This is a genomic window from bacterium 336/3, assembly GCA_001281695.1.
Taxonomy (GTDB): Bacteria; Bacteroidota; Bacteroidia; order Cytophagales; family Thermonemataceae; genus Raineya.
Map to the genome: position 1 here is coordinate 326,612 of LJIE01000001.1, position 23,900 is coordinate 350,511.

A 23,900-nucleotide genomic window follows, 5' to 3' on the forward strand; every position below is an offset into this window, starting at 1 on the left:
AATAACTAGCCAAATTACTTTGTTTTACAAAAGGAATATCACCTTTATCAATTTCAGAAAAATGCTCCACCTGATTTTCTACTGAAAACAAACCATCTTCTAAGGTTGGATAAAATTTTTCCTTTATTTCTTCATGACTTTCTTCTCTTCTTGTTTTTTTTACTTCTGGTGTGGCTTTCTCTTTTTCAAGAGCTTTCCAATCATTTTTATTTTCTATGTTTTCTTTTAGAGTATCAGTTTTAATTTCTTCTTTTCTAAGAATTTCAAGAAGTTCTTTGTTGTCATTTTCTTCTAAAATATCATCTCCTTCTATATCTATCAAAATCTTCTTAGGTTCAAGAATAATGGTAGAAATATCAGAAGAAACAATTTGTTCAATAGTCAAGCTAAAGAGTTTACCCAATTGCATCAAAGTATTGAAGTTAGGAACGGCTCTTCCTTCTTCATAAGCTCCTAAAGAAGAACGCTTTATGCCTAAAAGTTCTGCAAACTCCTCTTGGGTATAATCATGTAATCTTCTAAGATAACGTATATTTTTGCTTACTTGACTCATTGTAATAGATGACTTTGAATGCGAAAGTTAGGGTTTTAGAACTATATAAAGAAAAGTTAGTTAAAAAAAATCTACAAACAAAAAAGTGTTAGAAATTTATTTCTAACACTTTTTGTTCATTATCAGTATTTTATACTATACATCAATATTTGCATATTTTGCATTTTTTTCAATAAACTCTTTACGAGGAGCAACTTCATCACCCATCAGCATGGAAAATAAGTGATCTGCTTCAGCTGCTGAATCAATAGTAACTTGCTTCATTAGTCTATTTTCTGGATTCATTGTTGTTTCCCAAAGTTGCTCAGGATTCATCTCTCCCAAACCTTTATAACGTTGAATACCAACACTTTCATCCTTTCCGTCACCAAGTTCAGCAACAGCACGCTTACGTTGTTCTTCTGTCCAACAATAGGTTTGTTTTTTACCTTTTTTAACTAAATATAATGGAGGCTGAGCAATGTATAAATATCCTTTTTCAATGAGTTCTTTCATGTATCTGAAGAATAATGTCAAGATAAGTGTACGAATATGGCTACCATCAATATCAGCATCCGTCATAATTACAATTTTATGATAACGTAGTTTTTCCATATTGAGAGCTTTTTCATCAAACTCTCCTGTTTCATCTTTTCTTCCAAAACTAACTCCCAATGCTGTTATGATATTCTTGATTTCATCATTATCATAAATTTTGTATTCTTGAGCTTTTTCAACATTCAATATTTTACCTTTGAGGGGCAAAATAGCTTGTGTAGCTCTATTTCTACCTTGCTTGGCACTTCCACCTGCCGAATCACCTTCCACAAGGAATACTTCGCAAATAGCAGGGTCAGATTCTGCACAATCGGCAAGTTTACCTGGTAAGCCTGAACCCGTAAGAACGTTTTTACGTTGAACCATCTCACGAGCCTTACGGGCAGCATGTCGAGCTTGTGCAGCCAAAACAACTTTATCAATAATGACTTTGGCTACTTTAGGATTTTCTTCTAAATATGCTTCTAAAGCTTTTCCTACAGTGCTTTCTACAGAACTACGAGCTTCAGAATTTCCTAACTTAGTTTTAGTTTGTCCTTCAAATAATGGCTCAGAAACTTTTACAGAAATAACAACTGTAAGTCCTTCCCTAAAGTCATCACCTGTAATGTCTATTTTGAGCTTATCCAACATACCATTTTTGTCAGCATAGCTTTTAAGGGTTCTTGTAAGGGCAGCTCTGAAACCAACCACATGAGTACCACCTTCAATAGTATTGATATTGTTTACATACGAAAATATATTTTCGGTGTAAGAGGTGTTATATTGCATAGCAACCTGAACAGGTATTTCTCCACGCTCATCTTCAAAATAAATAGGTTCAGGAATTAATTTTTCACGAGTGTCATCTAAATAGGCTACAAACTCTTTCAAGCCTCCTTCTGAGAAGAACTCTTCATACAAAGCTTGTCCATTTTCGTCTTTTTCACGAAAATCAGTAAGTGTAACGATGATACCTTTATTTAGGAAGGATAGTTCTCTTAAACGAGTAGCAACTGTTTCGTATTTGTATTCTAAACTCTGAAAAATAGTATCATCAGGTTTAAAATGAACCTTTGTTCCATGGTTATCAGTTTTTCCAATTTCTCTTACAGAGTATAAAGGTTTTCCTTGTGAATACTCTTGTTCAAATATTTTTCCTTCACGTTGAACAGTTACATGCAACAAAGAAGATAAGGCATTCACACAGGATACACCGACACCATGCAAACCTCCAGATACTTTATAACTTCCTTTGTCAAATTTACCTCCAGCATGCAATACTGTCATAACTACTTCTAAAGCAGAACGCTTTTCCTTAGAGTGCATATCCGTGGGAATACCACGACCATTATCAGAAACAGAAACAGAGTTATCTTCATGAATGGCAACTTCAATACGATTACAATAGCCTGCCAATGCTTCATCAATTGAGTTATCTACAACTTCCCAAATTAAGTGATGTAAGCCTCTGACACCTACATCACCGATATACATACCGGGGCGTTTTCTTACGGCTTCTAAACCTTCTAAAACTTGGATATTTTCTGCATTGTAGGTGGGTTGTTCGGCTTGACTCAAATTTTCCAACGAATCGCTCATATTGTGTATAGGGATATAAATTTATAGGCTTATGAATATACTTTAACCCAACAAAGATACAAAATGATGTACATATAACCAAATAGATTTTGGTAGAGGAATACTTAATTTTTTGAAAGGATTTAGACAGAAAATAATCATGATAAATTCATAAACTTTTTGTCAGGAAATACACATTCAATTGTCTATTTTTCCAAGAATCTGCCAATAAAGCAGACTTTTTATGCTGGCATTTATTTTGACTGAAATAAAAAGAAATTAGCAATCTTATTGTTACATTTGCGTTATATCACTGGTTTCGATTTAGCATTATGATACCTACTACATATACAGAAAAAGAAAAAAACATGGTGTTCCAAAGCGAGATGCTTCCACATTTGGATTCTATGTATAATTTTGCTTTTAGACTTACGTTGGATGAGGATGATGCCAAGGACTTGGTACAAGATACTTATTTAAAAGCATTTAGATTTATTAATTCCTTCGAGAAAGGAACTAATGCAAAGGCTTGGTTGTTTAGAATATTAAAAAACAGCTTCATAAATGACTTTAGAAAGAAAAGCAAAGAACCTTCTAAAGTTGATTATCAGGAAGTTGAGACTTTCTATAATTCTGAAGAATTTGATAATGAAATAGAAGCCACCTCAGATTTGCGTAGCGAATCTGTACAAGATTTAATAGGTGATGAAGTGGCTAATGCTATCAATTCGTTGGAAGTAGATTTCAGAATAGCCATTATTTTGTGTGATATAGAAGGGTTTACTTACGAAGAAATGGCGAAAATTCTTGACATTCCCATTGGAACAGTACGTTCCAGATTGCATAGAGCAAGAGGTTTGTTAAAAGAAAAATTGAGTAGTTATGCAAAAAAAATGGGTTATTTGCAAAAATCATAAATTACTATGACCTCAGATAAGAATTTTCACGAAAAAAATGATATGAAACAAAGTTCAGACCCATGCAACTGTTGTTGTTTGGACTCTCTTTATACAATATTAGATGGAGAGGCTTCAGAAGAAAATACAGAAGAATTGATGGCTCACATAGAAAAATGTTTGCCTTGTTATCAACAATACGATTTGGAGGTCGCTATTCGAGAATTGTTACAAACCCGATTAGCAAAAAAATGCCCACCACAAGATTTGCTTGATTGCATTCGAGAGAAAATAGCTACTATTACAATTACTCAATAAACTAAAAATAAAAAAAGGAGGCAAAAGCCTCCTTTTACTTTTCTATAATAACACTTAAATCCATTGGTTCAGCTACTTTTTTAGGCAATAAAGCTATTTTTAAAACTTCTTGAGCTGTATTGACATAATGGATTTTTAATCCTTTCAAATAATGTTCAGGAATATCTAAAATGTCTTTTTGATTTTTTTCAGATAAAATAACCTCTTTAATACCAGCCCTGATAGCTGCCAATATTTTTTCTCTAATACCTCCAACAGGTAATACCTTACCTCTTAAAGTAATCTCTCCAGTCATAGCTATTTTATCTTTGACCTTTCTTTGAGTATAAACGGAAGTCAAAGAGGTAAGTAATGTAATACCAGCTGAAGGACCATCTTTAGGTACAGCTCCTGCTGGTACATGGACATGCAAATCGAAGTGTTCAAAAACTCGGTAATCAATTTTCAGATTTTCTGCGTGAGCTTTTAGATAAGAAAGTGCTGCTGATGCAGATTCTTTCATAACATCTCCAAGTTGTCCAGAAATCGTTAATTTACCTTTTCCTCTGCTCAACGAAGATTCTACAAATAAAATCTCACCTCCAACAGCAGTCCAAGCAAGTCCTGTAACAATACCTGCCACATCATCACTTTGGTAAAGTTCTTTATCGAAAATAGGTGTTCCCAAAAGTTTTTCCACAATTTCAGGTGTTATTTTCTTCTCGTATTTTTCTTCAAGAGCAACAGATTTGGCTATTTTACGAACTACATTACCAATTTTTCTCTCCAAATTTCTAACACCCGATTCTCTTGTATAATCTTCTATAATTTTTACCAAAGCTTCATCAGAAAGTTGAATGTGTGAAGCTTTTAACCCATTCTCTTCTCTTTGTTTTTTAACTAAATGTTCTTTGGCTATCTGAAGTTTTTCTTGAGTTGTATAACCACTAATTTCAATAATTTCCATTCTATCCCTTAATGCAGGATGAATAGTATCAAGAGTATTGGCTGTAGCAATAAACAAAACTTTAGATAGATCATATTCTACTTCTAAATAGTTATCTAAAAATGTGCTATTTTGTTCTGGATCAAGAACTTCTAATAATGCAGAAGCAGGATCACCTTTATAATCAGCTCCAATTTTATCAATTTCATCTAAGATAATGACTGGATTAGATGTACCAGCTTTTTTAATATTACTGATAAACTTTCCTGGCATAGCTCCAATATACGTTTTTCTATGTCCTCTGATTTCAGCTTCATCATGCAATCCACCTAAAGACATTCTTACATACTTTCTGCCCAAAGCTTTTGCAATAGAACGCCCCAACGAGGTTTTCCCTACACCTGGAGGTCCATATAAACATAAAATAGGACCTTTGATATCTTGGCGTAGTTTAAGAACAGCCAAGTATTCTAAAATGCGTTCTTTTACTTTTTCTAGACCATAATGGTCAGCATCTAATATTTTTTGAGCATTTTGTAAATTTAGATTATCTTCAGAGTATTCGCTCCAAGGTAAATCTAAAAGCAATTCGATATAATTAAGAGCTATGCCATATTCTGGAGAAGCTGGATTAGAACGTTGTAATCGAATTAACTCTCTATCAAAATGTTTGGATACTACTTCGCTCCATTTTTTAGCTTTAGCTTTGGCTTTTAGTTCATCAATACGAATCCCCCCTACTTCATCACCCAATTCATCTTGTAAAACCTTGAGTTGTTGACGTAAAAAGTAATCACGTTGTTGTTGCTCCATATCGTTATGAGCTTTACTTTGTATCTCAAATTTAAGCTCCAACATTTGTACCTCTCGAAGCATAAGTTCCAAAAGCTTTGTAGAACGTTGTATGCCATTATCTATTTCTAAAATATCTTGTTTTTCTCCTACTTCTGCATTTAAGTTAGAAGCCAAAAAATGAGTTAGGAAGCTTATAGCTTCAATATTATCCAAAGCAATTTGAGCTTCTTGTGGAATTTCTGGGTTCAAACGTAAAATTTTAAGAGCAGCATCTTTTAAAGAAGACTTAAGAGCTTTTACCTCTTTTGTATTTTTTTCAGGAAAATTTTCCTGTAAAGGTTTTATTTTTGCAGTGATATAGGGCTCTTCTTTTAAAAACTCTTCTACTTGAAATCTCGAACGCCCTTGTATAATGATAGTTGCATTACCATCAGGCATGGTAATCATTTTCAAAATTTGGGCAATAGTGCCTACATTGTACAGATTAGAGGTTGCAGGCTCTTCTTCTTGGGAGTTTTGTTGTGCAATTACTCCTAAAATTCTATTTCCTTTATAAACTTTCTTTACCAAACGCATTGCTTTTTTACGGCTTACAGTTACAGGTACAACTACCCCTGGAAAAAGAACAGTATTACGCAAAGGTAAAATACCCAATTGTTCTGGAAGTTTTTCTCCATTGCCGTTCACCTTTTCATCAAAAAGTGGAAAAATATCAACACCTCCATTTGTATCAGTATCAGCAAGCAAAAAAGGTGTATAATTTTTGTGAGAACTCATATATCTTTTATAAAAAAATTACGTATAACAGGAAAATAATAAAAACTGTCTTTTTGTCAGTGTCAGCTTCAAGTCTATAACAGAGTATATTTTCAAAGAAAATAATGAAATGAATTTTCTTGAAGCAGGTTCTATGTTTGTTCAAGTGTTGTGCCAAATTTGAAAACTGTAAAAAAGGCAGTATTATGGGATTTTTGTGTAAGATTTTGGCTAAAAATAAATTTTTTGTACCTTTACAAATTATAATCTTCTAATCATACGAATGCTATCTATGAGAGCTTATCTGATTATATTTCTTGTTTTAACAATGTATGAGTACTCTTTTGGGCAAATAGATAAAGTTAAATCCCAAGGTGTTATTCAAGCAAAAGACCCAATTGTAGCTCGTAATAAAGAGAGTGTTTTCCAATTTAATAATATCAATAATACTAAATACTACTTCAATGAATCTGAGTTAAAAACAATTGATAAATATATTAAAAACAGAGATTGGAAAAAAGCTTATCCACTACTTTATAATTATGTGATGAATTTTGGTGTTGAAAATTTCTATAAAGATGCTGAAAGAATGTGGCAGTTAGCCAAAATGATAGAATTATTAGATGATTTCGAGATTTCAAAAAGTTTGTATAGAACCATTTTAAAACATCATAGAGGCTCTGAAGTAAAAGCCATTGAACTTCATTACGATTCCCTGACTGTCAATCAAAGAGATTATTATGTGCCTTTAGAATATTATTATGAATTGGTAGAATATAGAAAACTTGTTGATACTCTTATACCACCCAAAGGAGTATTGTTAGAAATGGATTATGCCATCAATTCTAAAAAAGCAGACTATGCTCCTACTATCAATATTACAGATAGTATGATGATTTTTAGCTCTAAAAGAAAATATAAAAATGTCATGGCTATTAAAAAAGATACCAAAGCCAATGAAGATATATTTTATTCTAAAAAAGAAAATGGATATTGGAGTGATGCAAAGGAGTTCAAAGGGTTAAATACTATGTATAATGAAGGTTCTGCTCATATTACGAAAGATGGTAGGACAATTTATTTTTCAAGATGTGACTCTCCCAATGATGGTTATGGTAATTGTGATTTGTATGTAGCTCACATGCAGAAAGATAGTTCGTGGATAGTTAAAAATTTAGGTCCTAATATTAATAGTGTCGCTTGGGATTCGCATCCTTCTCTTTCAAAAAGTGAAGATACTTTGTTTTTTGCATCAGATAGATTAGGTGGATTTGGACTTTCAGATATTTATTATACCTACAAACAAAAAGATGGAGTTTGGGCAAAACCTAAAAATATGGGACCCACTATCAATACTCGTCAAAGTGAAGTAAGCCCTTATATGCATCCCAAATACGATTTATTGTATTTTAGCTCAAATGGCCACTTGGTGAATTTAGGAGGTTTCGATATTTACAAGTCTTATAAATTTTTATACAGATGGCAAGAACCTGTAAATTTGGGTCCACTAGTCAATAGTGCTGATGATGAATATTACTTTGCTATTGATAGCAAAGCTAAAGATTTGTATTATGCAAAAGCCTCTGAAGATGACCCAGAGAACCTGAATTTATATTCCTTTCCTGTACCTATGGAAGCACAACCCACAGCCACCGTAGTTTTTAAGGGAAGAGTAGTCGATGCTGAAACTGGTAACCCTTTTCAAGGAATTGTGTCTATTATAGATTTAGATAATGGTATAGAGGTAGCTCCCAAATATCTTCGTCCAGATGGTTCATATGAATTTGACCTTATCAAAAATAATAATTACCTAGTTATTATTACAGGAGATGATTTTTTCAGGATAGAAAAAAAGTTTTTCTTGAAAGAAGATACACAATTGGACATCAAAGCTGAATCTATTAAATTTCATAAATGGAAATTTGCTTCCTTAGAGTTTGATGGAGGAAGTGCAAAAATTCAAACAAATATGGAGGCAGATCTTATGAAAGTGGTTTACTTCATGGCTGACCATCCTAATATCAGAATTAAAATTAGTGGACATACAGATTCAGATGGTAATGAAGATGCTAATCTTAAACTTTCACAATCTCGTGCTGATGCAATAAAAGAATTTATTATTCTAAGAGGGAAAATTTCTCCTAGCAGAATAGATGCTATAGGTTATGGAAATACAAAGCCTATTGTGCCAGAAGTTTCTCCAGAAGACAAAAAACTTAACAGAAGAGTGGAGTTTGAAATTTTGATAAAGAAATAAAACTCATTTGTTTTTTTAGATAGATTTCTTATGTTTGTGCATCTTCATTAAAACCTAAAATTTGAAAATTATGGATTTTCCTAATGAATTAAAATACTCTAAAGACCACGAATGGCTACGTTTGGATGGTGATTTTGCATATATTGGTATTAGTGATTTCGCTCAGAAAGAATTAGGTGATATTGTGTATGTGGATATCACAACAGTAGGACAAACCATTGCCTCCAATGAAGTTTTTGGAACAGTAGAAGCTGTAAAAACAGTTTCAGATTTATTTATGCCAATAACTGGCGAAATAGTTGAATTTAACGATAAGCTTTCTGGAAGTCCAGAATTGGTAAATTCAGACCCTTATGGTGATGGTTGGATGGTAAAAGTAAGAGTAATAGATGTTGCAGAAGCTACTACGCTGATGGATTCAGATGCTTATAAAACACTGATTGGGGTATAAAAAACTCATATATAAAACGAAAAGGGCATTCAATTGAATAGCCCTCTAGTTTTTACTCAGGCTTAAAGGTTGGCATAGGAATATTGGCTGTTCGCTCTGCCTCTTTTTTTCGTATTTCTGCATCTATCTGCTCTTTTGTTTTTTTCCCTGTTCCATTACATTTTGTACAAGGTAGCCTGCCAGTTCCTTCACACTTAGCACATAAACCAGAACCTCTACATACCCTGCATTTCCCATCTGTACAATCTGGACAACCTTCTAATCCTACATTTTTCATCATGGTTCCTGCACAATGCACACATTTTTTATAACCCTTACAAGTGGAGCAATGCCCTTGATAACAATGTAAGTCATCACAAGCCCTATCATGTTTGTAGCCTTTGCATCGTGTACAAGTACTATCTATTTGAATAGGGGGTGGAACGTATTCTTTTTTTACCTTAGGAACACTATCATACCTAATTACAGGTTTAGCAACAGCAACTCTTTCATTTTTCTTAACTTTGTTTTTAACAGAATCGTACCTGATAATAGTTTTATAGGCAACTCTTTCATCTTTTTTCTTTTTATTCTTTACTGTATCATATTTAATAATTGGTTGAAATTTTACCCTTTCGTCCTTTTTATCTTTATTGAGCTTGGTTTGATTCTGAGTTGTCTTGTTTTGTTGATTTTTAACTTGTCCCCATAGCATATTCCAGCTAACTGTAAGCATCAACAAACACAATAAAAATCTCGCTTTCATAATCTTATGATTCTGTTAGAATATACTAATTTATAAAAAATATCTTGAAAGTACAATACATTAGAGTTTCATTTTTTCTTCCCATTGTTGGGCAAACGTTTTTTTAGCAATGTGTGGCATTTCTCGTTTTTTACCCCAAGTTTTACTAAAAAACTTCTTAATAAAGTTCGTTTTACTTTTTGCACTGAGCCAATCCATGAGCTTTCTGCTCAACATCCCCCTTTTCCAAAAATTGAAACCTATTTTTTCACTAAAGGTGCTGTGTCCTTCTTCTACGCTTTGTTTTCTGTTGAGTAACAATAAATTATGAATATTTATTTTTACTGGACAAACAGAACTACAAGCCCCACACAAAGAACTTGCATAACTTAAATGCTTGTATTCTTTCATACTTGCAAGGTGTGGAGTAATAACAGAGCCAATAGGACCACTGTAAGTCGTATCGTAGGTGTGTCCTCCAATATTTTTATAAACAGGGCAGGCATTAAGGCAAGCTCCACAACGAATACAATTCAAGGCTTCTCTCTTTTCAGGGTCAGCTAAAAGTTTAGTCCTGCCATTGTCTAAAAGAACTACATACATTTCATCAGGTCCATCAATTTCATCTAATTGTCTAGGACCAAAAAATATGGAATTATAAACAGTCATTTTCTGCCCTGTTCCACTTGTAGCAAGTAAATGCCAAAACATATCTAGTTGCTCAAGTTTGGGTATAATTTTTTCAATTCCGACAATAGCAATATGTACTTTTGGAAATGTAGTACTCATGCGAGCATTTCCTTCATTTTCTGTGATAGCAATAGCCCCGGCATCTGCAATAATAAAATTTGCCCCTGTAATACCAATATCAGCAGTTACATATTTTTCTCTTAAAATTCGTCTTGCAGTAAGCGTAAGCTCTTGGGCATCATCAGTTGGAGAAATACGAAGCTTTTCAACAAAAAGCTCTGCAATATCTTTTTTAGACATATGCATAGCAGGTGTGACAATATGATAAGGCTTCTGCCCAGCTAATTGGACAATATATTCGCCAAGATCTGTTTCTATGGTTTCAACTACTTTTTTTTCAAGAAATTCATTTAAGTGAATTTCTTCAGTAGTCATAGATTTTGATTTAACAGCCATTTTAGCTTTATGGCGTTCAAAAATTTGCCAAATGCTTTTTAAGGCAGATTCACTGTTTTCTGCCCATATTACTTTACCACCTCTTTTAGTAAATGTTTCTTCAAAATCTATGAGTAGCTCATCTAAATGAGCAATGGCTTGAGTTTTAAGAAAAGAGGCTCTTTCACGAGCAAGCTCATGATTTTCATATTGTTTTAACCCTGATTTTACAGCATTGTCATATTTACCAATATTAAAGTTAATAGTTTGACGATGCTTTAAATCAAAAGCTTTTTGTTCTGCTTTATCTAAAAATATATCTTGAGTTTTCATGGAATGTTAATTAAAAAGCAAATATACAAGAAATTTAAGATTTTAACTTTTCATTGTTTTGGTGCCTGTCTTTATCTCTTTTTGTTTTTTTCTCTAAATTTTTTTGTAATGCATCTGTAAGGTTTACCCCTGTTTGATTTGCTAAACAAATTAAGACAAACATAATGTCTGCCATTTCATCTGCTAAATCGTGTTTTTCTCCTTCTTTAAATGATTGCTCCCCATAAGTTCGAGCCATGATACGAGCAAGTTCTCCAACTTCTTCCATCAGAATAGCAGTATTGGTTAATTCATTATAATATCTTACTCCAATACTATTAATCCATTTATCTATAATTTTTTGAGCTTCTTCGATAGTCATATTTTATTTGATTTTTTTGTTTCTTTTTCTAAAAAGGTCTATTAGTTGTGGTACGAAATCTTCTTCAGTATTGATAGATAGATAATTAGCATTACTTTTAAGAGCTATGTTTTCAAGAAGATTTCGAGTTTTCTCAAAACGTTCTTTTTGCATTAACCTAAATTCTTTAGACGATGTATTGAGCCAAAATGTTTTACGAGTTTCTTTATCATAAACTGGAATAATACCCAGTCGAGGTAAACTAATCTCTTTTTTATCATAAAGTTGAATGATTACTAAATCATGCTTTTTAGACAATGCTTTCAAATGCGACTCATAATTTTCATCAATAAAATCAGATAATAAAATAATAATGCTCTTTCTTTTAACAGTTTGTAAAGTATAAAGAATCATCTTAGAAATATCTGTTTTCAAAGATTTGGGTTCTAATTTGAATAAGTTTAAAATCATTTCGTACGCATACTTTTGTCCTTTTTGGGGTTTCATATAGCGTTCTTTTTGATCTGAAAAGCAAATAAGCCCTATATCATTATTTTCTTTGGCTGCCGAAATAGCTAGTACTCCACAAATTTCTTGAGCTGTATGAAGTTTGGTTATACTTGCACCTAAATCTTGAGATGCACTAACGTCTATCAAGAAAAATACAGTCTGTTCTTTTTCTTCTTTAAATTCCTTCACAAAAGTGCCTTGCCCTTTTGCACTTACGTTCCAGTCTATCCTACGAACATCATCTCCATACAAATAATCTCGAACGTCAGAAAACTCCAAACCTGAACCTTTAAAAATAGAGTGGAAATCTCCCCTCATCTGAGAGTTAATAACTTTTCTGATTTTTATTTCATATTTTCGGAGTTTGGCTAAAATTTCTTCCATAATTTTAACTTAGGTATAAAAATTGTTATTTTTGAAGAAATTGAAGTATATTCGATGAAGTCTTTCTTTTATATAATTGTTATTGGGATTTTTATGTTTTCTTGTAAGGAACAAACAGAAACTCCCAGAAATGTAATCCAACCCAAAAAAATGGTTGCAGTCTTGATAGACATACATTTGTTAGAATCTCAAGTACCACATCTTACTCGAATGCCTGATTCTGCCCATTTTCTTTATAAAGCTTATGAAAAAAAAATATTTCAAAAGCATCAAATAGACTCCCTAACATATCAGCAAAGTTATAGGTATTACTTGAATAATTTACAAGAGTTTGAAAAAATCTATGCACAAGTGATAGATAGTTTAGTTGATAGAGAATCTACCTTGAACATAGGAAAACCCATCATCATAGAAAAAAAGAAGGATTCTAGTATGTTTATAAACAAAGATAGCTTGAAAATTCGCCGTAAGAAAATAAAAGAGATGGTAAAACAAGAAAAGCTAAAGTTAAATTCTTAATGAGAAAATTTGATATTTATGAAAAAAAATTAAATTTGTAAAAAGAGTAATACTATTTAAAAATACCTAATACCACAAAACTATTAGCAAAAATATGCAAAATTATACCTGCATTGCAGTTGATGACAGCGATGTTCAGCTTGTTATACTGAAGAATTATGTAAAAAAAATCTCTCGGTTAGAATTAAAAGCTACGTTCAATAACCCTGTTGAGGCCTTTGAGTATTTAGGAAAAAATGAAATAGATATTTTATTGTTAGATATTGATATGCCTGAAATATCAGGTTTAGATTTATTAAAAATGTTGCCTAAAAAGCCTCAAACAATTCTAATTACATCAAAATTAGAATTTGCATTGGAAGCTTTTGAACTGGATGCTATAGATTACATCATTAAACCACCTGAATACCCAAGATTCTTAAAAGCTGTTACAAAAGCTATAAGTTTTTTAGAATCTAAAAGTTCTTCTCTTGTCTCAAATGAATCTACAGAGGACGAAATTTACGTAAAAATTAATAGTAAATTAGTGAGGCTTGAAGTGAATTTAATTGATTATTTTGAGGCAATGTCCGATTATGTAATTATTCATACTGAAGAAAAAAGGCAATACATCGTCTATTCTACACTCAAACAATTTGAGGAAAAAATGCAAGCCTATCAAAAATTCAAGAGAATTCATCGTTCATATCTTATCAATATTTCTAAAATTAAAAGTATTGAAGACGGACAAGTACTTATCAATGAGAAAACTCTTCCCATAGGCAATACCTACAAAGAAGAGTTTTTGAAAAATCTTAATAAAATGTAGCTAAAAATTTATTTTTTAGCATTACCTATTTTTATCAATTCATCAACTGTTTTACAAGAAGGAGATAGTTCTAACTCAGCAAGAGCCTTTTTTACTTCTTCTTCAGGCATGGTGCTTGTTTTTTTCTGGAAGGTTTCAAAGCAGCCAGTCATACCATTATTCTCTTTACTTGCATCTTCTGCAAATTTTTGAGCGTCAGCAATTACTTTTTGTTGTTCTTCTTGAGACAATTTAACAACCTTATCTTGAAATGCTTGAACAGCTTTGTCTTCTCCATGAATAGCCATATCTTCTATAAGATTTTTGATAAGAGGATGATATTGGCTAAAATAGTTATTGAAACAATTACAAAGTTCTTCAGCGACTTGCTGAGGAGTTTCTCCAGCTTTTGTGGAGCTTCCTGTACTGCTGGCTCTCGAATTAGTGTTTGAATTTACTTTAGAGGCTGCTTTCGATTTGATAGGCAATTGCCCTTGAGCAACCACAAAACCTACCACAAAACATAGTGCTAATGTTGTCAGTAATTTTTTCATAAAATTTTAATTTTGATAAATTTAAAAAAAACTTTAATAAATTCATCAAAAAACGTGCTATTTTTATAAGGATTAAGATAAAATATTATTTACAAATTTGGCAATAGAGGTTTTTTCTAATAAATCTTTTGTTTCTAAGGCTTGTGCTGGAGATAATATGTTTATCTTTTGTTTAAATTCTTCTATACAGAAAGACATTGTGTTTGTATCTCTAAACTTTTGAGCATCTGAAAGGGCTTTTTGAGCTTCTTCTGGGCCTAATGCTAATACATTTGTAAGTAATAATTGTGAAGCCTTCGCTTCTCCTAAAGTTCCCATATCTTCTATAAAAGTTCTGATAATAGGGTGATATTGTCCAAAAAGACAATCCAAAAAATCATTTACAATTTGTTGAGGAGTTTGAGTGTTTTCCATCAGAAATAATTTATTTTTGTAATGAATACAATGATTAAAATAGCCAAAATTATGAAACTTATACAAATGATTTTTGTAATATTTCTTACTATATTTCTACTATTCACTTCTGTTTGTTTAGCTCAAAATGAAAACTTACCTAAAAACTACATTGGTTTTCAAATAACACAACCTATTTTTAAAGAATATCAGTTTAGCTATGAAAGAATACTTACCAAACGAAGTTCAATAGAATTAATAGGAAGCACACAACCCATACGTGATGTTTCCGAAGTTAGAAGCCCAGGTTTTTATGGAAGTCTTAATACAGATGGGATATTTCTTTATGAAACACTGAGATGGGCAAAATTCAATAAATCTCGTATGATAGAACTTGCGTATAAATATCATTTTAAAAAAAATATGTATATTTCTGTTTCAGCTTATTATAGAGAATGCAAAGCAGAAAGTAGTAATTGGCATTATATGACACCCAAAAGCATGGATAATGAATATTGGATACATGCAGATATTAATACATCCATAACAGGACTTAAAGTTATTATGGGTAAACGCTTTATGTATCAAGCAATCAAAGGAAAATTAGGGTTTTTCTTTGAACCTTATTGGGGAATAGGGGCTCGACGTACAAAAGGAGATATTTTTTACTATAAATTTGAAAATAAGTTTGAACCTGTAAAAAACAAATATAACTACAAAAAAACAGAAGTATATACGGGAGGTACAATCCATTTGGGAGCAAAAATAGGAATAGCCTTTTTGTAAGTATATAAATGAGTAAACCCTTACATATTGCTTATAGCCAATATTTTACAAGCAGATACTTTTTTTGCTTATGTATTCTAATAGTTTTTCATTATGAGTTGCAAGCCCAGCAACAATGCAAAAAAGTAGCTCTCCATCAGAAAATTACAGATACCCTTACTATTGTTCCTAATAGCTTTGTTTTCCAAACAAAAGACTCCACACTGCGTATTGATTTCAATTTTTCTAAAAATGAAGCTGTCTGGATAAGTAAAAGAGATTATACTAGTACGGATAGCATTTTAGTTTGCTACCAGACTTTACCTTTTTCTTTACACAAACAATATCAACGCCGAGAAAGTATTGATACACTTACTTTTTTCATAACACCTTTAATTCCTTTAGATAAGCAAACAGAAAAAAGAGAAGAAATTATCAGCACAGATAGCATCCAAAAAACAGGAGCTATTTATAGAGGTATTGCCATTGGAAACCAGCAAAATGCATTTGTAAATTCTTCACTCAATCTACAATTAGAAGGGAAGATTACTCCTGATGTTACATTAAAAGCTTTACTTAATGACCAACAAGTGCCTTTTCAGCCTGAAGGAAATACCCAACAAGTTCAGCAGTTGGACAGAATACTTATAGAACTACAGAGCAAAAAAACCACTTTACAAGCTGGTGACGTCATTATGCAAAATAAAAATTCAGAGTTTTTAAGATATTATAAAAATGTACAAGGTATACAGATTGAAACAAAACAAATTTACAAAGATAGCTCAAAATCAACTACTTCTTTTGGAGTTGCTCTTGCTAAGGGTAGATTTGCCTCTGTTGCTGTAAGCCCTTTGGAAGGAGTACAAGGACCTTATCGTTTACGAGGAGCTAATAATGAACGATTTATTGTAATTATCGCAAATACAGAAAAAGTGTATTTGGATGGTAAACTGCTTCGTAGAGGTTTTGATGCTGATTATGTAATAGATTATAATCTTGCAGAAATCACATTTAACCCTAATATTCTTATTACACAATACACTCGTATCAGGGTAGATTATGAATACACAGAACGTAACTACAGTCGTACTAACTTATATGCTGCTCATTTTCAGGAGTATACAAAATATACAATTTTTGGACAATATTATGCAGAAACAGATAATCCACGAAATCCATTAGCCATTCAGTTATCAGATAATCAGAAATTACAACTATCTCAAATAGGAGATAATGTGAATCAAGCATTTTTGAATACAGCTGATTCTGTTGGATTTTCCAATGAGGCTATTTTATATGAAAAAAAGGATACAAGTACTATTTCAGGAATTTATCCTATATTTATTTACTCCCAAAATCCTCAAAAAGCTTTTTGGCAAGTGGCTTTTACAGAAATTGGAGCCAATAAAGGGAATTATGTTCTCAAACAAACCTTGCAAAATGGCAGAATTTATGAATGGGTAGAGCCTTTGGGAGGCATACCTCAAGGTAATTATGAACCTATTAGCCTTGTTCCTCTACCTCAAAAAAGACAACTTTTTACACTGGGAAGTATTTGGAAACCAAATCAATATGAAAAAGTGTATTTTGAAATGGCTTTTTCCAAAAGAGACTTGAATCGATTCTCTAGCCTAGATGACCAAGATAACAATGGTTTTGCTCTAAAAACAATTGTTGAACATAAAGACAGGTACGAATGGAAAAAATATAAATTTGAAAGCAAATTGAGTTATGAATTAAATAATCCAACTTTTTTGCCCATAGACAGATTCAGAAATATTGAATTTAATAGAGATTGGAACTTAAATTTAGATACACTTTCTGTTCCTGAACAAAGAGTTGAAAATATTGGCGAAATTCAGTTATCACTTAAAAAAGATATCCAAAATTTTATTTCAACTGCACATATTTACCGAAATAGGCAAAATAAATTGTCTGGTTTTCAGAATCGAATAAATTTTTCCCAAACTAAAGATAAATGGTTATTAAGAGGAGAGGCTTTTTTGCTCAATAGTCAGCAAAATAATCTTGAAAAGCAAAACTCTACTTGGCAAAGGCTCAATGCTGAGGTAGCACATCAAAGTAAAAAAATAACAAAAGGTTATGTGTTTTCTTTAGATAAAAATGTACTTAAAAATACTCAAAACGATTCTATTACGTTCTCAGCCATGAATTTTGATGAACATAAAGTTTTTGTAAAAACAACAGATAGCTCTAAAGTTCGTTTTTCTTCTGATTATAGTTACAGAACAGACAACCAGCCAGTTGGTGGCGAATTAAAATTAAGGACAATTGCTCAAACTATACAGAGTTCTTTGCAAACCAAAGCAAATGCTATTCAATCTCTCAAATTATTAGCAACATATCGTAATATTCAAAATTTCATTATGAGTAATCAGAATGAAGAAAATTTAATGGGACGATTGGAATGGACAAGACAATTGTGGAAGAAAAATATTCGTTCAGAACTAATTTGGCAGAATACAGCTTCAAGAGAACTGCAAAGAGAATTTAGCTACATACAAGTACCTACAGGGCAGGGTACACATACTTGGCGAGATGACAACAACAACAATATTGTAGAACTCAATGAGTTTTATTTAGCTATCAACCCTGATGAACGACAATACGCTAAGATATTTACGCCAACGGATAATTATATCAAAGCTTTTTTTACTGATATTAATTATCGTCTAAATTTACAAACACCTACCGAATGGAGTAAAAAGAAAGGCTTAAAATACGCTTTATCTAAATTTTCTTTTAATGGAAGTGCTCTACTTCGTAGAAAAACGACTGAACAAGATTTCTTAAAAAGAATTTTTCCTTTATCAAATATTGATAATCAGAGTATTTTATCAGTACAAGAAAGTATACGAAGTATATTATTTTTCAATAGAGGAAATCCACAATTTGGGGCAGATGTGAATTTTAATAAAAGTAATCAGAAACAACTCTTAACCAATGGTTTTGAAACACGAGAACTTCAGGAAATAGGTTTTACTGGACGCAAAAATCTTGGAAAGCACTGGAATGGACAAATACAAATAAAAAACAATCAGATTCAGAATCAGTCAGATTTTTTGGTAAATCGGAATTTTAAAATAAATGCTTTAAGTTTTCAACCACAAGTAGCATATCAACCCTCCAATAATTGGCGATTGAGCATTGCATTTCTACAAAATGACAAACAAAATGAATTTGGCAATGAAAAAGTCAATTTACAAGAGTGGAGTAGTGAATTGCGTTGGAGTAAACCTTCTTTTTTTGTTCTATCAGCTCAAATCCGTTTGGTAGATATTCGTTTTACAGGCGAAACGGCTTCACCAGTAGCTTATGAAATGTTAGAAGCCTTGCAAACAGGTAAAAATTGGGTATGGACAGCTACCTATCAACAACGTTTGGCAAACGGACTTCAAATAAATATTCTTTATAATGGTAGAAAAATACCAAGTCAATCTAAAATTATTCACTTTGGACAGGTGCAAGCGGGAGTGTTATTCTAAAAAAAAATAGACTTTTTTATATCTTTTTGCCTTCTTATCCGTTATACTTGCTGTACTAAAAACACATAAACTTAACGCGATGAAAAAAATATTCTTAAGCTTCGCTCTAACAGCTGGAGTAGCTTTTGGTGCTTTTAGTCAGGCGAAATTAGTAGAAAAAGTTACTAAAAAAGGTAGTGAGGTTGTAATTCCCTACGAAAAGTACGTTCTACCCAATGGCTTGACCCTAATTGTTCACGAAGACCACTCTGACCCTATTGTACATGTAGATGTAACTTACCATGTGGGCTCAGCTCGTGAAGAAATCAAAAAGTCTGGATTTGCTCACTTTTTCGAGCATATGATGTTTCAGGGATCTGATAACGTAGCAGATGAAGAACATTTCAAAATTGTTACGGAATCAGGAGGTACACTTAATGGTACAACCAACAGAGACCGTACAAATTATTTTGAAACATTGCCTTCAAATCAATTAGAAATTGCTTTATGGCTTGAAGCTGACCGTATGGGATTTTTATTGGATGCCGTAACTCAGAAAAAATTTGAAGTACAAAGATCAACTGTAAAGAATGAACGTGGACAAAACTACGATAACCGTCCTTATGGTTTGGTTCAAGAAGTTCTTTCTAAAAATCTTTATCCTTATGGACATCCATATTCTTGGTTAACAATTGGTTATGTAGAAGATTTGGACAGAGTGGGAGCAGAAGACCTTAAAAATTTCTTCTTACGTTGGTATGGTCCTAACAATGCTGTTGTAACAGTAGGTGGTGATGTAAACCCTAAGGAAGTTATTAAATTGGTTGAAAAATACTTTGGTTCAATCCCAAAAGGACCTGAAGTAAAAAATATGACACCTATGGTGGCTTCTTTAGACAAAGATCGTTATGTGTCTTTTGAAGATCCCTATATTCGTTTGCCTTTATTTGCAATGGTTTTTCCTGTACCTCAAGCTCGTTCTAATGATGAATTTGCTTTAGACTGTTTAGCAGAAATTTTGGGACAAGGCAAAAATTCAATCATGTATCAAAAAATGGTAAAAACACAACAAGCTTTACAAGCGAATGTGTTTAGCTCTACAAGCGAATTATCGGGTGAGTTTTTCTTGCAAGTAATTCCTAACCCAGGAAAAACGCTTGCTGATATGGAAAAACTTATTCGTGAAAGTATTGCCGAATTTGAAAAACGTGGTGTTACAGATGAAGATATACAGAAATTTGTTGCTCAAAGAGAAGCCAGATATGTAAATCGCTTATCAAGTGTTTCTGGTAAAGTTTCTTCATTAGCTGCTTATCAGACATTTGCAGGTAACGCAAACTTTATTCAAGAGGAAATGAAGAGATTAAAAGCTCTTAAAAAAGAAGATGTCTTAAAAGTATTCAACCAATATATCAAAGGTAAGCCTTCTGTAATTTTAAGCTACTATCCTAAAGGGCAAAAAAATATTGCTGCTGAGGATAACTATACAATTAATACAACAGGTTATGTTGCTCCTAATTATGGTTATGATGGCTTAAAATATAACAAGGCAAAAGATAATTTTGATAGAAGCAAACGCCCTATTTCTGGTGCAAGCCCTGTTGTAAATGTTCCTGCTGTTTGGAAAAAAGAATTGGATAATGGTGTAAAAATTATTGGAACAAAAAATTCTGAAACCCCTACTGTAACTTTAGTATTCAATCTTAAGAAAGGTGGGTTCCTTAATACAACATCTGAAAAAGCTGGAGTAGCGAGTTTGCTTGGAAGTTTAATGAATGAATCTTCTCAAAACTACACTGCTGAACAAATGTCAGCGGAACTAGAAAAGCTTGGAAGTAGTATTTCTGTTTCTGTAGATGATGAAGGACTTAGCTTTAGTGTTCTGACATTAAAGAAAAACCTCGATAAAACACTGAAATTATTTGAAGAAAGATTATATAAGCCTAAATTCGATGCTGCTGAATTCGAAAGAATTAAAAAGCAAAGCATTCAAGGTTTAAAAGTTCAACAATCACAACCAACATTTATTGCTTCAGATATTTTTGGCAGACTATTGCATGGTAATAAAGAAATCAGAGCAATTTCTGAATCTGGAACACCTGAAACTTTAGAAAAAATTACTTTGGATGATGTAAAGGCTCTTTATGAACTTGGACAAATTACACCCCAAACATTACAAGGTAACTTGATTATAGTAGGGGATATTACAGAAGCTGAAATTTTACCAAAATTATCTTTCTTAGGTAAAGTAGGTAAAAACAAACCTGTTACAGCAACTGTAACTGAAAAAACAGGTTTCCGTACCGAATACAAACCAGAAGCTATCAAGCCTATTGAAAAAACACGTATTTATTTAATAGATAAGCCTAAGTCTGCTCAATCAGAAATTAGAATAGGATTTGTAAACCCTAACTTAAAATATGGAGCATTAGATGAGTATTATAAAGTAGGTTTGATGAGTTATGTATTAGGTGGAGCATTCAATAGCCGTATCAACTTAAATCTTCGTGAAGATAAAGGTTGGACTTATGGTGCAAGAGGTGCATTCTCAGGAGATAATTTCGATACTCGTTATACAGCTTCTGGTGGTATCAAAATCCAAGCTACTGATAGTGCTGTTTACGAATTCATGAAAGAAATAAGGAATTATGCAGAACAAGGTATTACAGATGCAGAACTAACATTTACAAAAGCATCTATTGGCCAATCTGAAGCTTTACGTTACGAAACAGGCTTCCAAAAAGCAGGTTTCCTAAACAGACTTTTGGAGTACAATTTACCTACAAATTATACTCAAACTCAGAACCAAATCTTAAAAAGTATCACAAAAGAAGAAATCAATGCTTTGGCTAAGAAGCATCTACCTTACAACAACATGCTTATTGTGATAGTAGGTGATAAATCTGTGGTATTGAAAGGTTTAGGTCGTTTGGGTTACCAAATTACAGAATTGGATGCTACTGGTAAAGTATTGGCTGAGGATGTTATAAAGGCAGAAGCAGAAAAAGCCACAAAAACAGCTAATGATGCCAAAGCAAAGGCTGAAGCCGAAGCGAAAGCGAAAGCAGATGAAGAAGCTAAGAAAAAAGCTGAAGAAGAAGCTGGTAAAAAAGGCAAAAAGAAGAAAAAGAAAAAATCTAAAGACGAGGAATCTAAATAATTCTAAAAGTGGGATAGCAAAACTATCCCACTTTTTTTATGGAGTTTTTAAACCTTTCTGTATAAAAGATGTCGAAGCTATAAAACAAATAAAATATAAATTATGAAAAATATATTTTTGAGTATGCTGATAATTTCTGGAATAGGCATTTCGCATACATACGCACAAAAAAACGATAATACAGAAGCTAAAGGTCAAAATTTTAGTCTTGAAGGTGCTTTAGATTTATTCAAAAAATCAAAAAGTCTTGAAGAATTTGAAAAATTATTAAATCAAGAAGATAATAATGTCAATAACTTAGACTTAAATAATGATGGGCAAACTGATTATGTGGTTGTGCAAGATATACAAGATAAAGAAACACACGTAATTGTACTTAGTACTTATATTAATGAAAAAGAAAAGCAGGATATTGCAACTATTGGAATTGAAAAAACAGGTAAAGAAGAAGCTATTTTGCAAATAGAAGGTGATGAAGATTTATACGCTACTAATACTATTGTTGAACCTTTTGAAGAAGAACAAAAATCAAATAAAAGAGGTCCTAGTGTATCAGACATCCAACTTGTTCGTGTAAATGTATGGTTTTGGCCTAGCGTACAATTTGTTTATGCTCCTAGTTATAGAGTTTGGGTATCTCCTCACAGATGGGGTTACTATCCTATGTGGTGGAAACCTTGGAGACCATGGGGACATGCAGTTTTTTATACTAGAACAGCACCTTTTCGAGTATATTACCGTCCAACTCCCATACGTAGAGTAGTTGTAGCTCGTAGGGTTTATGCTCCTCGTAGATCTACGACTGTAATAATTCATAAACCACATGGAAAAACTGTGGTTCATACTAATAGAAGAGGAAAGACAACAGTTGTGAAAACAAGAAAAGTACGTAGAAGATAAAAATAAGGTAGTGAAAACTACCTTATTTTGTTTTTAAAATACCAATGTTTTGGAGAGCTTCAACACTTTCTAAAAAATCCTCTTTCTTTTTCACTTCTATAACAATTAAAGGCTTATTCTCTAAACTATTGAGTAAATCAAAAAACTTATCAAAGCTTTGAGTACCTTTTGTAAAAGCAATATGCTCATCTGTAAAACCATGATTGCTATGCAAATGTATATACATTGCTTTTCCTTGATAACCTGCTAACCATGTATCTGGTGACATTTTACTATCTGTAAAACAGTAAGAATGCCCTGTATCATAACAAGCTTTAAAATTTGGATGATTGATTTTTTCTAATACTCTTAAAATTAACTGAGGACTTTCCTCTCTTGTATTCTCTATAAAAATCTTAATATTTCTTTGTTCAGTTATAGGGATAAATTGTTTCCAAAATTCAGTCTGTTTTTCAATCCAAATTTCTTCATAGTTTTTTGCTGTGGAAGGAATAAAGTTTGCATGAAAAACGAGTTTATGAATATTTAATTGTGTTGCAATATCTATGGATTGTAAAATTCTAAATTGACAAACTTCCATAATTTTAGAATCTCTGGCAACAGGGTTCAAATCATAAAAAGCTCCATGCATAGTAATTTTTTTTGAAAACCCGACTAGCATGTTTTTATAACGACCAATGTCCTCTTGAAGAGTTTCTTTATCTAAATTCCAAGGTAAAGAAAAATAAGATAGTTCAACACCCACCCCTAAACTTTCAAATAGATTTAATGTTTCAGGAGTGAGATTTTCCACAGAGGCTATAACTTCAAAAGACATTTTAGTAAGAAATTTGATGATATGGTAAAATTAAGAATTCTAACAAAAATAAAATT

The 23,900-nt window shown here is 32.3% G+C and carries 18 protein-coding genes and 2 pseudogenes; 10 read left to right on the plus strand and 10 right to left on the minus strand.

Annotation, left to right across the window (positions count from 1 at the left end):
* Positions 1-304: 304 nt before the first annotated feature.
* Positions 305-553, minus strand: a pseudogene (locus AD998_01435) (hypothetical protein).
* 135 nt (positions 554-688) lie between these two features.
* Positions 689-2,659, minus strand: coding sequence for a DNA gyrase subunit B (gene gyrB, locus AD998_01440; protein KOY88009.1), 1,971 nt, complete (start codon positions 2,657-2,659; stop codon positions 689-691).
* Between the two features lie 323 nt (positions 2,660-2,982).
* On the opposite strand from gyrB, the gene AD998_01445 reads away from it, so the two are divergent.
* Both AD998_01445 and AD998_01450 read left to right on the plus strand, forming a co-directional pair.
* Positions 2,983-3,567, plus strand: a complete 585-nt coding sequence (locus tag AD998_01445; protein ID KOY84984.1) for an RNA polymerase subunit sigma — start codon at positions 2,983-2,985, stop codon at positions 3,565-3,567.
* Positions 3,568-3,609: 42 nt separating this feature from the next.
* Positions 3,610-3,864, plus strand: coding sequence for a hypothetical protein (locus tag AD998_01450; protein ID KOY88010.1), 255 nt, complete (start codon positions 3,610-3,612; stop codon positions 3,862-3,864).
* A gap of 34 nt (positions 3,865-3,898) precedes the next feature.
* Here the strand turns inward: AD998_01450 and AD998_01455 are convergent, their stop codons facing one another.
* Complete coding sequence (locus AD998_01455; protein KOY84985.1) at positions 3,899-6,361, minus strand: Lon protease; 2,463 nt, start codon at positions 6,359-6,361, stop codon at positions 3,899-3,901.
* Positions 6,362-6,623: 262 nt separating this feature from the next.
* On the opposite strand from AD998_01455, the gene AD998_01460 reads away from it, so the two are divergent.
* Both AD998_01460 and AD998_01465 read left to right on the plus strand, forming a co-directional pair.
* The gene (locus AD998_01460; protein ID KOY84986.1) at positions 6,624-8,597 is read left to right on the plus strand and encodes a hypothetical protein; all 1,974 of its coding nucleotides are present in this window, start codon (positions 6,624-6,626) and stop codon (positions 8,595-8,597) included.
* A 70-nt stretch (positions 8,598-8,667) separates the two neighbouring features.
* Positions 8,668-9,048, plus strand: a complete 381-nt coding sequence (locus AD998_01465) for a glycine cleavage system protein H (GenBank protein ID KOY84987.1) — start codon at positions 8,668-8,670, stop codon at positions 9,046-9,048.
* A gap of 52 nt (positions 9,049-9,100) precedes the next feature.
* Here AD998_01465 and AD998_01470 read toward each other — a convergent pair whose 3' ends face one another.
* The 4 genes from AD998_01470 to AD998_01485 all read right to left on the minus strand — a co-directional run bounded on the left by AD998_01470 (position 9,101) and on the right by AD998_01485 (position 12,464).
* On the minus strand, positions 9,101-9,763 hold the full coding sequence (locus AD998_01470; protein KOY84988.1) for a hypothetical protein: 663 nt from the start codon (positions 9,761-9,763) through the stop codon (positions 9,101-9,103).
* A gap of 90 nt (positions 9,764-9,853) precedes the next feature.
* On the minus strand, positions 9,854-11,230 hold the full coding sequence (locus AD998_01475) for a [Fe-S]-binding protein (protein ID KOY84989.1): 1,377 nt from the start codon (positions 11,228-11,230) through the stop codon (positions 9,854-9,856).
* Between the two features lie 34 nt (positions 11,231-11,264).
* On the minus strand, positions 11,265-11,591 hold the full coding sequence (locus AD998_01480) for a pyrophosphatase (GenBank protein KOY84990.1): 327 nt from the start codon (positions 11,589-11,591) through the stop codon (positions 11,265-11,267).
* 3 nt (positions 11,592-11,594) lie between these two features.
* On the minus strand, positions 11,595-12,464 hold the full coding sequence (locus AD998_01485) for a hypothetical protein (GenBank protein KOY84991.1): 870 nt from the start codon (positions 12,462-12,464) through the stop codon (positions 11,595-11,597).
* 54 nt (positions 12,465-12,518) lie between these two features.
* Here AD998_01485 and AD998_01490 point away from each other — a divergent pair, with 54 nt between their 5' ends.
* Together AD998_01490 and AD998_01495 are read left to right on the plus strand one after the other, a co-directional pair.
* Complete coding sequence (locus AD998_01490) at positions 12,519-12,983, plus strand: hypothetical protein (protein ID KOY84992.1); 465 nt, start codon at positions 12,519-12,521, stop codon at positions 12,981-12,983.
* A 94-nt stretch (positions 12,984-13,077) separates the two neighbouring features.
* Positions 13,078-13,791: a hypothetical protein gene (locus tag AD998_01495; protein ID KOY84993.1), complete on the plus strand. Its 714-nt coding sequence runs from the start codon at positions 13,078-13,080 to the stop codon at positions 13,789-13,791.
* Between the two features lie 8 nt (positions 13,792-13,799).
* Here AD998_01495 and AD998_01500 read toward each other — a convergent pair whose 3' ends face one another.
* On the minus strand, positions 13,800-14,324 hold the full coding sequence (locus tag AD998_01500) for a hypothetical protein (GenBank protein ID KOY84994.1): 525 nt from the start codon (positions 14,322-14,324) through the stop codon (positions 13,800-13,802).
* A 72-nt stretch (positions 14,325-14,396) separates the two neighbouring features.
* Positions 14,397-14,738, minus strand: a complete 342-nt coding sequence (locus tag AD998_01505) for a hypothetical protein (GenBank protein ID KOY84995.1) — start codon at positions 14,736-14,738, stop codon at positions 14,397-14,399.
* 21 nt (positions 14,739-14,759) lie between these two features.
* Here AD998_01505 and AD998_01510 point away from each other — a divergent pair, with 21 nt between their 5' ends.
* From AD998_01510 to AD998_01525, 4 genes and pseudogenes are all read left to right on the plus strand, one after another.
* Positions 14,760-15,503 (plus strand): hypothetical protein, encoded by a 744-nt coding sequence (locus tag AD998_01510; protein ID KOY84996.1) that lies wholly within the window; start codon positions 14,760-14,762, stop codon positions 15,501-15,503.
* Between the two features lie 272 nt (positions 15,504-15,775).
* Positions 15,776-18,988, plus strand: a pseudogene (locus AD998_01515) (hypothetical protein).
* A 79-nt stretch (positions 18,989-19,067) separates the two neighbouring features.
* On the plus strand, positions 19,068-22,127 hold the full coding sequence (locus AD998_01520; GenBank protein ID KOY84997.1) for a peptidase M16: 3,060 nt from the start codon (positions 19,068-19,070) through the stop codon (positions 22,125-22,127).
* 102 nt (positions 22,128-22,229) lie between these two features.
* Positions 22,230-23,027, plus strand: a complete 798-nt coding sequence (locus AD998_01525) for a hypothetical protein (GenBank protein KOY84998.1) — start codon at positions 22,230-22,232, stop codon at positions 23,025-23,027.
* A gap of 22 nt (positions 23,028-23,049) precedes the next feature.
* Here AD998_01525 and AD998_01530 read toward each other — a convergent pair whose 3' ends face one another.
* On the minus strand, positions 23,050-23,844 hold the full coding sequence (locus AD998_01530; protein ID KOY84999.1) for a hypothetical protein: 795 nt from the start codon (positions 23,842-23,844) through the stop codon (positions 23,050-23,052).
* Positions 23,845-23,900 lie beyond the last annotated feature (56 nt).